This window comes from Pseudomonas sp. SDO5532_S415 (genome assembly GCF_054071155.1).
The window spans coordinates 1-11,413 of the sequence record NZ_JBSVWS010000178.1; the positions used below are offsets into that span (position 1 = coordinate 1).

Here is an 11,413-nt window from a genome sequence, read left to right on the forward strand (position 1 = left end):
ACAGTTTGGCAACGGCCAGGGAAGTCAGATCTTCGGCGGATTCGACGAGGATGGCACGGTCAGCACCCAGAGCCAGTGCGGTGCGCAGTTGCTCTTGGGCGGTGGACGAACCCACAGTGACCGCCACAACCTCGGTGGCAATGCTTTGTTCTTTGAGACGGACCGCCTCTTCCACGGCGATTTCGCAGAACGGGTTCATCGACATCTTGACGTTGGCGAGGTCGACGCCGGAGTTGTCCGCCTTGACGCGGACCTTGACGTTGTAGTCGACCACGCGTTTCACAGCTACGAGGATCTTCATTGGGGAGTCTTCACTCTGAAGTCATTGATGGGTGCCGTCAGATAGCGCCAGCAGCACGCATTGCTTCGATGCGCCCTGCGGACAATCCCAGTTCTCTGAGTACCTGATCGGTGTGTTGGCCAAGGCCTGGCACGGCGTCCATTCGCGGCTCGAAAGCGCTGTTGTTGCCCGGCGGTATGAGGCTCGGCACGGTACCGGTGGATGTCTCGACTTGCCGCCAGCGGTTACGGGCCTTGAGTTGCGGATGCTCCCAAACCCCTTGCATGTCATTGACCCGGGCGTTGGCAATCTGCGCGTGATCCAGTCGAGCGATCACGGCATCGAAGTCCAGGGCGGCGAAGGACTCGACGATCAAATCCCGCAGCGCATGACGGTTTTCGACGCGTTTGAAATTGGCAGAAAAGCGCTCGTCCCTGGCCAGTTCGGGCATCAACAGCACGTGCTCGCAGAACAGCTGCCATTCGCGCTCATTCTGCAGACCAAGCATCACGGTCGTGCCGTCGCCGATCGGGAAGGGGCCGTAAGGGTAAATCGTGGCGTGGGCGGCGCCGGCACGAGGGGGGGGCGGCGCGCCCTCGTAGGCGTAGTACATCGGATAGTTCATCCACTCGACCAGGCTTTCGAGCATCGATACATCGATGTGGCTGCCTTCGCCGGTGCGTCCACGCAACAGCAGTGCGGACAGGATGCCGGTGTAAGCGTACATGCCGGCGGCTATGTCGGCGATCGAGCACCCGGCCTTGGCCATTTCTGATTCGCCCGAGCCACCGGTCACCGAGAGAAATCCGCCTTCGCTCTGAATCAACAGATCGTAGGCTTTCTTTTTTTCATAGGGACCACCCACGCCATAGCCTGAAATGTCACACACAATGAGTTGCGGAAATCGCTGGTGCAGGACCTCGAACGACAGGCCCATCCGTGCTGCCGCACCCGGTGCCAGGTTCTGCACCAGCACATCGGCGGTGGCCAACAGACTGTCCAGGACGTCGGTGGCGGGCTCCTGTTTCAAATCGAGGGTCAGGCTTTCTTTCGAACGATTGGTCCAGACGAAATGCGAGGCCAGGCCGTTGACGCGTTGATCGTAGCCTCGGGCAAAATCGCCGACGCCCGGACGTTCGACCTTGATCACCCGGGCACCGAGGTCGGCCAGTTGACGGGTACAGAACGGAGCAGCGATGGCGTGTTCGAGACTGACCACGGTGATGCCGTCGAGGGGACGAATGTCTTTGGGCTGGCTCATGATTGTTATCTCTTTTGTCATGGCTTCCCGATGCGTCGACCGAAGCCGTCGCACCGGACTTTGCAGTGATCACTCAGAAGGAGCGCGGCAGCTCGAGCAGGTGTTCGGCGACGTACGACAGGATCAGGTTGGTGGAGATCGGCGCGACCTGATACAGCCGGGTTTCGCGGAATTTGCGCTCAACGTCGTACTCACAGGCAAAACCAAATCCACCGTGGGTTTGCAGGCAGGCATTGGCCGCTTCCCACGAAGCTTTCGCCGCCAGGTACTTGGCCATGTTGGCGCTGGCGCCGGCGTTGATCCCGCTGTCGTATTCCTCGCAGGCACGCCAGCGCATCAGGTCGGCCGCTTCGATCTCGATGTGCGCTTCGGCAATCGGAAACTGTACGCCCTGGTTCTGCCCGATGGGGCGGCCGAACACCACGCGATCACGGGCATAGGCGGCGGACTTTTCGATGAACCAGCGACCATCGCCGATGCATTCGGCGGCGATCAGCGTGCGCTCGGCATTCAGGCCATCGAGGATGTAGCGAAAGCCTTTGCCTTCCTCGCCAATCAAGCTGTCCGCCGGAATCTCCAGGTTGTCGAAGAACAGCTCATTGGTCTCGTGATTGACCATGTTGGCGATCGGTTGCACGGTCAGGCCGTTGCCGATGGCTTCACGCAGATCCACCAGGAAAATCGACATGCCTTCGGATTTCTTCGTCACCTCGGCCAGTGGCGTAGTACGCGCCAGCAGGATCATCAGGTCGGAATGCTGGACGCGCGAGATCCACACCTTTTGGCCGTTGATCACGTATTTGTCGCCGCGCTTGATGGCGGTGGTCTTGATCTTGGTGGTGTCGGTGCCGGTGGTGGGCTCGGTCACGCCCATCGATTGCAGGCGCAACTCACCGCTGGCCAGTTTCGGCAGGTAGTAGCTTTTCTGTGCCTCGCTACCGTTACGCAACAGGGTGAACATGTTGTACATCTGCCCGTGGACGGTGCCTGAATTTCCGCCGCAACGGTTGACCTCTTCGAGAATCACCGAGGCTTCAGCCAGCCCCAGGCCGGAGCCACCGTATTCGGTGGGTATCATCGCCGCCAGCCAGCCGGCGTCGGTCAGGGCTTTGACGAAGGATTCCGGGAAGCCTTTTTCTTCGTCGATCCTGCGCCAGTAGGCGGCATCGAATTCGGCGCACAGGGCGCGCACGCCCTCGCGGATGGCATTGAGTTCTTCAGAGTGGTGGTCAGTCATTATTATTCTCCTCGACGCGTCACGCACGGCATCGGCCCTGCGTGACGAAGTCCGGCCAGGGGTGATCAGATCGGGTTGAAACCCAATGCGGCGCGAAAGCGATTCTTGATGTAGTGGCCGTCACGTGGCGGCAGCACCCGTGGCGGGTTCTCGGCCTTGATCTTGATCGTCGCCAGCTTCACGCCGTCGCGAGTGGCGAAGCGCTCGCGCAAGTTGTGTACGCCGTCCATGTCACGGATTTCATCGGTCCAGCTGAAACCACAGGTCTTGGCGACCTGGTCCAGGGAAATGCCGAAGCCCGCGTGGCTGACTTGCATGCCCGTTTCGCCGAAGTGACCGTTATCGAGCACGGCAATGGTCAGGTTGGCGGGTTTTTGCAGTGCCACAGTGGCCAGCGCACCAAAACCCATCAGCAACTCGCCGTCACCCGTGACGACCACTACCGACTTGTCCGGTTGAGCATTGGCCAGGCCCAAACCAACGGTGATGGCACTGCCCATGGCGGCCCAGAGGTAGTAGTTCAAGTCATTGTCACCGGCGGCCATGACGTCATAGGACGCCGAGCCCAGCCCGGTCACGACCAGCACGTCCTTGCGGTCGGCCAGCAAGGTCTTGACCACTTCACGGCGGCACAAGCTGTGGTTTGCGCTTACTTGACCCATTTCTTTTCTCCAATCAGGCGCTGACCGAGCAGCAGGGCAGTGGACGAATCACCGTTGAACGCCATCGTCGCGGCACCGTGCAGCAGCGGCGCGACGTCTTCAGGGGCATCCGCGCGCCAGGTCATGACCTTCATCAGATTCAGCGAGGCTTCGGTGGCCTGGCCCATCGGGTTTTGCCAGGCGTTGAACTCGGCCCAGTCTCCGCGCATGGTGACCACCATCAACAGCGGAAAACCGGCACAGACTTGCAAGGCGAGGGTGTTGATGCAGTTACCGACCCCGCTGGATTGCATCAACAGGGCGCCGCGTTCACCGCCCAACCAGGCACCTGCCAGGTAGCCGATGCCTTCTTCTTCGGTGGTGAGGACGACGGCCTTGATGTCGGGGTCGGCATACGACATGCGAATCGCTGCCGAGTGGCCGGCATCCGGTACGAAGACCACGTGTTTGACGTTGTGGGCCTTGAGCACGCGGAACACGTCCTCCTGCCAATCCTGTCCCACGGTTTGTTCAGCTTCTGTTGACATGCCCATCTCCCAAGCAGTGCTGCTTTTGTGTTTTCACACATTCTGGGAGTGCTGGAGGCTTACGACGACTACCGTTTTTGTCTTTGAGATATGCCCATTTTGTATGGCTTGGCCGAGGTTTCGCCGGCAAACGCTCGGCTTCGATAGCCACGTTGTATGGGAACGGGCATCGCAGCTCGGATTGCAGCGGCCAACCAGGACGGGAGGAAAAAATAACGCAAGATCAAATGAGAATACGTATCAAAAGCTAAACATGCGGTATACCATGCGGCGCAAATCCATGGCAGTTATGCCGTCCCATTTGGCTTATTCGTAAAGGTTTTACCCCCATGCGTCGAACTCTGCTTTCAATCTGTGTCGTGCAGGCGTTTTCCCCATTGTCATGGGCTGAACAAGCGACTGCGCAAAAGCAGAGTCTGGAGTTGCAAGCCACCGACATCGTCGGCACGTCGGAATATGAAACGGCCCAAGGGCCGGTGAAGGGCTACCGGGCAACGCGTTCTGCCAGCGCCACCCGTACCGACACCTCGATTCATGAAACGCCGCAGTCCATCAGCGTGGTGACCAAGGATGTGGTCGAGGACATTGCCGCCACTCGCCTTCAGGACGCGCTCGACTACGCCGGTGGGGTAGGACGGGCCAACAACTTCGGCGGGCAGGGACTGACCACCTTCACGGTGCGTGGATTTACCACCGGCGAGTTTTACCGCAATGGTTTTCCGATCAATCGCGGTTATCCGAACATGCCCGACGCAAACACCATCGAGCGGCTGGAAGTGCTGCGCGGCCCTGCGACGACGCTGTATGGCCGGGGTGATCCTGGCGGCACGTTCAATGTCGTCTCCAAGCAGCCGCTGGCACAGCGCACGGTCACGGTGGGCAGTCAGTTCAATGACCAGGGCATGAAGCGCGGCACGCTGGATGCCTCCGGCCCGCTCGACGAAGAGGGGCGTCTGGCGTATCGCTTGAACGTGGTGGGCGAGGGTGGCGATACCTTCCGCGATCATGTTGAAACCGAACGCTACGGCGTGACGCCGGTTCTGTCCTGGCAAGTCACTGATGACACCAAGGTGATCTTCGAAGGTGATTTCATGCGCAACAATCACCCGCTGGATCGGGGTGTGACGCGCTATCCGAATCAGATTGGCACCGCGTCGCGTGACACATTTTTCGGTGAAAAAGATGTCGGCAAGTTGCACAACGACAACAACATGGCCCAACTGCGGTTCGAACACTTCCTGAACGACAACTGGACACTGGGCGGTGGTTTCCAGTGGCTGGACGGCACTTTGCAGGGCAATGCCGTTGAAGCCAATGGCGTCGCTGCCGACGGGCGCACCCTGGGCCGCAACTTCAACTATCGCAAACTGGAGTGGACGGACAAGGACACGCAACTGAACCTCACCGGACATTTCTCCACCGGAGGTTTCGATCACACCTTGTTGACCGGTATCGAGTACGAGGATTACGACTACACGTCCATCATCCAGCGCTCCAGTGGCGCGGTCAGTGCCTACCCGATCGATATTTTCGACCCGGTGTATGGCCAGCCTCGCCCGGCGCTGACCCGCACCCCGACCCACGACAAGGAAAACCTCAAGACTTATGCGGCCTTCGTCCAGGATCAAGTGGCGTTGACTGAGCGTTTGAAGGTCTTGGCCGGTGCCCGTTTCGAGCGCTTCGAGCATGACTATGAAACCTTTGTGCCGGGTGGCAAAAGCTGGGAGGCGAGCGACAATGCGGTGACGCCGCGTCTCGGCGTGCTGTATGACCTGACCGATACCGTGGCGGTGTATGCCGATACCGCGCGCTCATTCAAACCCAATTCCGGGGCCAGCCGTCAGGGTGGCGGCTTTGATCCGGAAAAGGGCAAGTCCTATGAGATGGGTATCAAGTGGGAAGCTCTTGACCGTCAGCTGAGTGTTGACGCGGCGATCTACCAGATTGAAAAACGCAACGTCCTGACCACCGACCCCGTGGACTCCACGTTCAGCGTGGCAGCTGGCGAGGTCCGCAGCCGTGGTTTTGATCTGAACGTGGCAGGCAACGTCACCCCGCAGTGGCGGGTGATTGGCGGCTATGCCTATGTCGACGCCGAGGTCACCCAGGACAACGTCATCCAGTCGGGCACCCGGCTGATGAACATTCCGAAAAACAGCTTCAGTCTGCTCAACGTTTATGAATTCCAGGACGGCCATCTGAAAGGGCTGGGGTTGGGCGTGGGGGGGAAATACGTCGATGAGCGAGCGGGCCAGACCGCCAACACAGCGTTTTCCATGGGCAGTTACACCGTCGTCGATCTGCTGGGCTTCTACAAGGTCAATGACAAGCTCAGGCTCAATCTCGATGTGAAGAACGTGTTCGACCGTGACTACGAGGAGGGAGCCTTCGGTAATGTCTATGCCTACCCGGGCGCGCCGAGAACTGTCCAGGTCGGGTTTTCCTACACGCTGTAATAGCAAAAGGGCCCATGAATCTTCATGGGCCCTTTGCGTTCAGCTATTGATACTCAACCCATCAGACTCTTGCCGCCTGCGACCTGGCACATCCCTTCAAACCGGTGCGTTCTTCCACCTCGCCGGAGCCACTGATATAGCCATACCGCGACAGGTTCGGCATGAGAATCGCGGCGATGAAGGTCACAGTCACGACCGCTGCGACGTAAAAGAAGAAATACTCCTCGATGCCCTGTGACCGTAGTGACAATGCCACGTATTCAGCAGTGCCGCCGAAAGCCGCATTGCCCACGGCATACGGAAATCCCACACCCAATGCGCGTACGGCAGGCGGGAACAGTTCAGCTTTGACGATCCCGGCAATCGGGGTGTAGAGCGACGCAATGGCCAGGCCGCCAAACACCAGCAGGAACGCCATGAACGGACTGCTGACCGATTGCAACGAGTAGAGCAGGGGGATCACCAGCAGCATGGCCAACCCGGAGAACATCAGCATGTGTGCCTTGATCCCGATACGGTCGGCGAGCAAGCCGAAGAGCGGCTGGCAGAACATGAAACCGACCAGTGCCGCGGTCATGATGAAACTCACCGTTTCCGGGCTGATCCCTGCCGAGATCACCAGGAATTTCTGCATGTACGTGGTGAAGGTATAGAAGTAGAGCGACCCGCCGATGGTGAACGCCACCACCAGGGCGACGGCACGTTTATGCTTGAACATGCCGCGCAAGGAGCCGGCGTCTTTGCGGTTCATGTCTTTCTTGTTGGCGGTTTCATGCATGGCACGACGCAGATACACCACAACAATCGAACTCAGGGCGCCGATGAAGAAAGGAATCCTCCAGCCCCATTCGCGCAACTCCTCGCCCGTCAGGGTTTGCTGAAGAATGACCACGGTCATCAAGGCCAGCAGCTGGCCGGCAATGATGGTGAAGTATTGGAACGACCCATAAAAGCAGCGGCGGCCGGGTGTCGCGATTTCGCTGATGTAGGTGGCCCCGGTGCCGTACTCCGCACCGACAGACAGTCCTTGAATCAATCGGGCGATCACGAGCATCACGGGGGCAGCGACTCCGATCGTCTCGTAGGTCGGCATGACCGCGATCAGCAGTGAACCGGCGCACATCATGAACACCGAGATAATCATCGAGACCTTGCGACCGCGAGTATCGGCAATCCAGCCGAAAATCCAGCCACCGAGGGGACGCATGAAAAAGCCCACGGCGAAAACGCCGGCGGTGGCGAGCAGTTGGCTGGTGGTGTCGCCTTTGGGGAAAAACGAAGCGGCGAAATAGATGGCGGTATAGGCATAAATGAAGAAGTCATACCATTCCACCAGGTTGCCCGAGCAGGCACCCATGATGGCTTTGACACGATTGGGACTTTTCGCCGCAGCGTCTTCGGCGATGAGGTCGTTTGGGTCTGTGAGGGATCTGGACATGGTGTTCACCCTTTATTCAAGGCGAGGCGATACGAAGAGCACACCCGGGTGCTTGCGACGTTGCTGGCTCGATGGGTTGATGTGCTTAACGCAGGAATGTGAACCCGTCGATGACCTGGTCATCCGAGGTGAGGGCGCTGGGAGGGTGCGCTTGAGACGCCGACACTTTGAGGTCTGAAAAAATCGGACAAGCCGGGTAGAGAGACGCATTGCAGAACATGGCGGAAGCCCTCGTATCTTATTCTTGTAATGAGTCGTTCGCCCTGGGCGACGACGTTGATTGCAAGCTACCGCAGACTGTCGAAGGTAATAAGCCGCAGGCCAGCCTAACTGATATACCTAAATTTTATAGCTCGCCCCGCAACCCCGGCCCGCGCGGGGTTACCACGCTCTCATAAGGCCTCGAACCGCATGACGCGTGGCCCGCAGCCGAGTCTTGAATGCGCGAATGCGTTTACACTCACTCTACCCTTCGACGCATATCGCGCCGAGCCCGACTCTGACTGGCCTGGTAATGGATGTCGTTCAACTCAAGACCCTGATTCACGTTGCCGAACTTGGCAGTCTCAGCAAGGCCTCCGACCGGCTGCACATTGCGCAACCGGCCCTCAGTCGACAAATCCGATTGCTGGAGAAAGAGCTCGGCACCTATCTGTTTGACCGACACGGTCGGGGCATGGAAATCACCGATGCCGGTCGAGAGGTACTGGCACACGCCACTCGAATCATGGAAGAAATGGAGTCCATTCGAAGCTCCGTGGTGGGGGGAAAGTCTTCTTTTCGCGGGACAGTCGTTATCGGCACCACACCGACGGTGGCGGAAATTGTCACGGTCCCATTGGTGCGCAAAATCAAGGAAGCGCATCCCAATCTCGCCATCCGGTTCTCTTCGGCTTTCAGCGGGTATCTGCTGGACTGGGTTCAGCGCGGTGAGCTGGAACTGGCCATTTCCTACGATCCGCAACCCCTGCACACCCTGCGAATCCTGCCGGTGATGATGGAAAACCTGCTGCTGGTCGGTCCCGCCAGTGCCGACCTGCGGCTCGATAGGCCAGTGTCCTTCGAGTCCTTGGCCGAGCAGCCACTCGTATTGCCCAGCACGCGCCACAGCCTGCGCACGATCCTCGACGACTGCGCCCGTGAAGTCGGGATCAAGCTCAAGACCAGTGTTGAAGCGGACTCTTTCGGGGCGATGATCGATCTGGTTCGCAACGGCTTCGGTTTGACCGCGCTGCCCCTGGCATCGATCTATGCGCAAGTCGAATCCGGCGTGCTATCGGCAGCCCCTCTGGTCGATCCGGTTCCCATGCGCAAACTGGTCCAGGTGTTTCCCGCCGACAGGCGGGTCAGCCCTGCGGCGAAATTCGTCGGTGAGGCATTCATCGAGATTGCGGCCGATCTGGTCGATCGCAAGATCTGGGCCGGGCATATGCTCTGAGGACCTTGTGCATGCGCATTGTCGTGCTGGTCCTGATCCTGATGCTGTTCGGCTGCGCTACCACACCTGACCCGCCGAGGGGCGAGGGTGGCGATTGGCGGTCTTTCTATGTCGTGAATCATGGCCTGCATACCGGGTTGGTGATTACGCGCGCCGATGTGCTTCAAGTGCTTCCCGCCCTGGCCGAAGCGTTCGGCGACGGCGACTTCATTGAGTTCGGTTGGGGGGACGAGGACTTTTACCGAGCCCCACAGGCCACCTTGGGCCTCGCCCTGCGGGCTTTGTTCAGGTCGACGGGCACCGTGCTGCATGTGGTCAGGATTGACGGCGACCCCAGGCGGCGGTTTGCTGCGAGCGAGGTCATCGAGGTGCGGGTGACGGAGGACGGTTACCAGCGACTGCTGGCCTTCGTGGCCAAGACCTTCACCCACTCGGTGGCGGGTACTTTGGCGGCGCTCGGGCCTGGCCTGTATGGAGAGAGCCGGTTCTACCAGGCCGAGGGTAGCTATTCGCTGTCCCATACCTGCAATACCTGGGTCGCAGAAGCGCTGGCCGCGAGCAGCTGCCCAATGTCGCCTGCATCGGTGATTACGGCGGGGAACGTCATGTCGCAGCTACGCCGGGCGACAGCAGGTGGTGCGACCTGCATGGCCAGCCGGTAGCCTGCGTTGAAGTTTCTCAGACGGCAGTGATCGTCGTACGCATTATTTTATTTGGGTTCCGGGCACGAACAATTTGCTGGGGTCATCGACCTCCTTCAGGTCGACCAGGGCTCGGCAAACGCAATGCGAGAATTGTTTCTGCAACGTATCGGGGTCTTTCCAGGCTATTTGCGATGCCTGCAGATGTTGCCCCTCGGGCGATTTGTAGCAGACACAATTGTCCAGCCGGGTGATGCCGTCATTTGTGCTCTGACAAGCAGTGGTCAGCAAAGAGATCGCGATGAGCGTGACGATGCGTTTCATGGGCTCCCCTCCGAGACTGATGTGAAGGGCGATCGAAGCAAAATGCAATCTGCTCGATAAGCCCGACAATAGAAGGAAGCTTAGCTGTCATTTTCCAGTGCTCAATAATTCGGCGATGCTCGCTAAGGATCCAGCTTGCGCTTGAGTTCGGCCTCGCTCCAAAGGCCGCTGAGCGGGCCGCTCGGCAGACCTTCATGGGCTCGCGCCAGCGGGAACAGCACCGGCACGAAACCTGCGTCGCGCACCAACCGCGCACCCATTTCCCGAGCCTGGGCATCGTCGGCGAAAAGCGGAATTGCCTTGTTTTGGCCGGACTGGTCTTTCATGGCGGCATAGCCTACGGCGTTGAACGCTCGCGCCAGGTGCACCCCGGGCAGATACTGCCGGTCTGCCAGGGCGACGCCTACCTCCAGCGCCTTGCGCCCGACGTCACCGTCGCGGCCGCTGAACGGGTTGCTGGTGCTGAACAGTACCTTGCCGTCGAGCTTGCCTTTGAGCTGTTCGGACAGCTCCGGCATGGCGCCGTAGGGAACACTCAACACGATCACATCGCCCCATGTCGCGGCATCGCTTACGGAGCCCGCCCGCGCGTTGGGACCGGCGGCGTTGACCAGGCCTGTCAGCGCCTCGGGGTGGCGTGAGGAAAACATCACCGCGTGCCCGGCTTTCGCCCAAAGGGTGCCCAGCGTACCGCCGACCTTGCCGGCACCGATCACGCTGATCTTGAGGGTGTCCGCCATGGCCGGGCTGGTGCACAGCACCATGGCGGCAAAGATCAAAAAGAGGATTCTGGACATGCGCAGCGCTCCTGTGTGGGAAAGCGGTCCCTTAACCACCGTAGTAGAGGCTGCGCATAAACGAAAGTTGGGGGGCACGCTTATCCGATTCCCCGTAGGTGCGATGCATGCTCGCGATGGACGTGAACGATGGTGCGGGCTGTCTGACTGACCGCGTTGTCTGGACGTTTTTCGCGAGCAGGCTCGCTCCCACAGGGACCTGCGCCAAACCTGTGGGAGCGATGCTTGCTCGCGATGGCCGTGAACGATGGCGCGGGCTGTCTGACTGACCGCGTTGCTTGGACGTTTTTCGCGAGCAGGCTGAACTGGCCTAATAATCCCGGACACCTCTTTAGGGCGATATGATTCGCCC

The 11,413-nt window shown here is 59.6% G+C and carries 11 protein-coding genes; 3 read left to right on the plus strand and 8 right to left on the minus strand.

Annotated elements, in window-relative coordinates:
- From ACW9HW_RS25655 to ACW9HW_RS25675, 5 genes are all read right to left on the minus strand, one after another.
- Window positions 1-301: electron transfer flavoprotein subunit beta/FixA family protein (locus tag ACW9HW_RS25655; RefSeq protein WP_457402075.1), on the minus strand; the 301-nt coding region annotated here is incomplete at its 3' end.
- A gap of 37 nt (window positions 302-338) precedes the next feature.
- Window positions 339-1,541 carry a CaiB/BaiF CoA transferase family protein gene (locus tag ACW9HW_RS25660; protein WP_170948707.1) on the minus strand — a complete coding sequence of 401 codons (1,203 nt, stop codon included), beginning with the start codon at window positions 1,539-1,541 and terminating at the stop codon, window positions 339-341.
- Between the two features lie 73 nt (window positions 1,542-1,614).
- Complete coding sequence (locus ACW9HW_RS25665; protein WP_095196154.1) at window positions 1,615-2,778, minus strand: acyl-CoA dehydrogenase family protein; 1,164 nt, start codon at window positions 2,776-2,778, stop codon at window positions 1,615-1,617.
- A 65-nt stretch (window positions 2,779-2,843) separates the two neighbouring features.
- Window positions 2,844-3,440, minus strand: coding sequence for a thiamine pyrophosphate-dependent enzyme (locus tag ACW9HW_RS25670; protein ID WP_095196155.1), 597 nt, complete (start codon window positions 3,438-3,440; stop codon window positions 2,844-2,846).
- Window positions 3,428-3,967, minus strand: a complete 540-nt coding sequence (locus ACW9HW_RS25675) for a thiamine pyrophosphate-binding protein (protein ID WP_457402077.1) — start codon at window positions 3,965-3,967, stop codon at window positions 3,428-3,430. Before ACW9HW_RS25675 ends, ACW9HW_RS25670 begins: the two co-directional genes overlap by 13 nt.
- A gap of 329 nt (window positions 3,968-4,296) precedes the next feature.
- Here ACW9HW_RS25675 and ACW9HW_RS25680 point away from each other — a divergent pair, with 329 nt between their 5' ends.
- The gene (locus ACW9HW_RS25680) at window positions 4,297-6,423 is read left to right on the plus strand and encodes a TonB-dependent siderophore receptor (protein WP_095196157.1); all 2,127 of its coding nucleotides are present in this window, start codon (window positions 4,297-4,299) and stop codon (window positions 6,421-6,423) included.
- Between the two features lie 61 nt (window positions 6,424-6,484).
- Here the strand turns inward: ACW9HW_RS25680 and ACW9HW_RS25685 are convergent, their stop codons facing one another.
- Entirely contained in the window at window positions 6,485-7,861 is a 1,377-nt protein-coding gene (locus tag ACW9HW_RS25685; RefSeq protein WP_095196215.1) for an MFS family transporter, read from the minus strand.
- A 514-nt stretch (window positions 7,862-8,375) separates the two neighbouring features.
- Between ACW9HW_RS25685 and ACW9HW_RS25690 the strand changes: the two genes are divergently transcribed.
- Together ACW9HW_RS25690 and ACW9HW_RS25695 are read left to right on the plus strand one after the other, a co-directional pair.
- Window positions 8,376-9,299: a LysR family transcriptional regulator gene (locus ACW9HW_RS25690; RefSeq protein ID WP_095196158.1), complete on the plus strand. Its 924-nt coding sequence runs from the start codon at window positions 8,376-8,378 to the stop codon at window positions 9,297-9,299.
- An 11-nt stretch (window positions 9,300-9,310) separates the two neighbouring features.
- Window positions 9,311-9,961 carry a DUF2459 domain-containing protein gene (locus ACW9HW_RS25695; RefSeq protein ID WP_457402079.1) on the plus strand — a complete coding sequence of 217 codons (651 nt, stop codon included), beginning with the start codon at window positions 9,311-9,313 and terminating at the stop codon, window positions 9,959-9,961.
- A gap of 42 nt (window positions 9,962-10,003) precedes the next feature.
- On the opposite strand, the gene ACW9HW_RS25700 is transcribed toward ACW9HW_RS25695, so the two are convergent.
- Both ACW9HW_RS25700 and ACW9HW_RS25705 read right to left on the minus strand, forming a co-directional pair.
- Complete coding sequence (locus ACW9HW_RS25700; protein ID WP_095196160.1) at window positions 10,004-10,264, minus strand: hypothetical protein; 261 nt, start codon at window positions 10,262-10,264, stop codon at window positions 10,004-10,006.
- A gap of 122 nt (window positions 10,265-10,386) precedes the next feature.
- Window positions 10,387-11,061, minus strand: a complete 675-nt coding sequence (locus tag ACW9HW_RS25705; protein WP_457402081.1) for an NADPH-dependent F420 reductase — start codon at window positions 11,059-11,061, stop codon at window positions 10,387-10,389.
- Between the last annotated feature and the right edge of the window lie 352 nt (window positions 11,062-11,413).

What these genes read in the sequence shown, in the direction of transcription:
- ACW9HW_RS25660 (WP_170948707.1), bottom strand. Translation starts at nt 1,541, where the DNA reads ATGAGCCAGCCCAAAGACATTCGTCCCCTCGACGGCATCACCGTGGTC.
- ACW9HW_RS25665 (WP_095196154.1), bottom strand. Translation starts at nt 2,778, where the DNA reads ATGACTGACCACCACTCTGAAGAACTCAATGCCATCCGCGAGGGCGTG.
- ACW9HW_RS25670 (WP_095196155.1), bottom strand. Translation starts at nt 3,440, where the DNA reads ATGGGTCAAGTAAGCGCAAACCACAGCTTGTGCCGCCGTGAAGTGGTC.
- ACW9HW_RS25675 (WP_457402077.1), bottom strand. Translation starts at nt 3,967, where the DNA reads ATGTCAACAGAAGCTGAACAAACCGTGGGACAGGATTGGCAGGAGGAC.
- ACW9HW_RS25680 (WP_095196157.1), top strand. Translation starts at nt 4,297, where the DNA reads ATGCGTCGAACTCTGCTTTCAATCTGTGTCGTGCAGGCGTTTTCCCCA.
- ACW9HW_RS25685 (WP_095196215.1), bottom strand. Translation starts at nt 7,861, where the DNA reads ATGTCCAGATCCCTCACAGACCCAAACGACCTCATCGCCGAAGACGCT.
- ACW9HW_RS25690 (WP_095196158.1), top strand. Translation starts at nt 8,376, where the DNA reads ATGGATGTCGTTCAACTCAAGACCCTGATTCACGTTGCCGAACTTGGC.
- ACW9HW_RS25695 (WP_457402079.1), top strand. Translation starts at nt 9,311, where the DNA reads ATGCGCATTGTCGTGCTGGTCCTGATCCTGATGCTGTTCGGCTGCGCT.
- ACW9HW_RS25700 (WP_095196160.1), bottom strand. Translation starts at nt 10,264, where the DNA reads ATGAAACGCATCGTCACGCTCATCGCGATCTCTTTGCTGACCACTGCT.
- ACW9HW_RS25705 (WP_457402081.1), bottom strand. Translation starts at nt 11,061, where the DNA reads ATGTCCAGAATCCTCTTTTTGATCTTTGCCGCCATGGTGCTGTGCACC.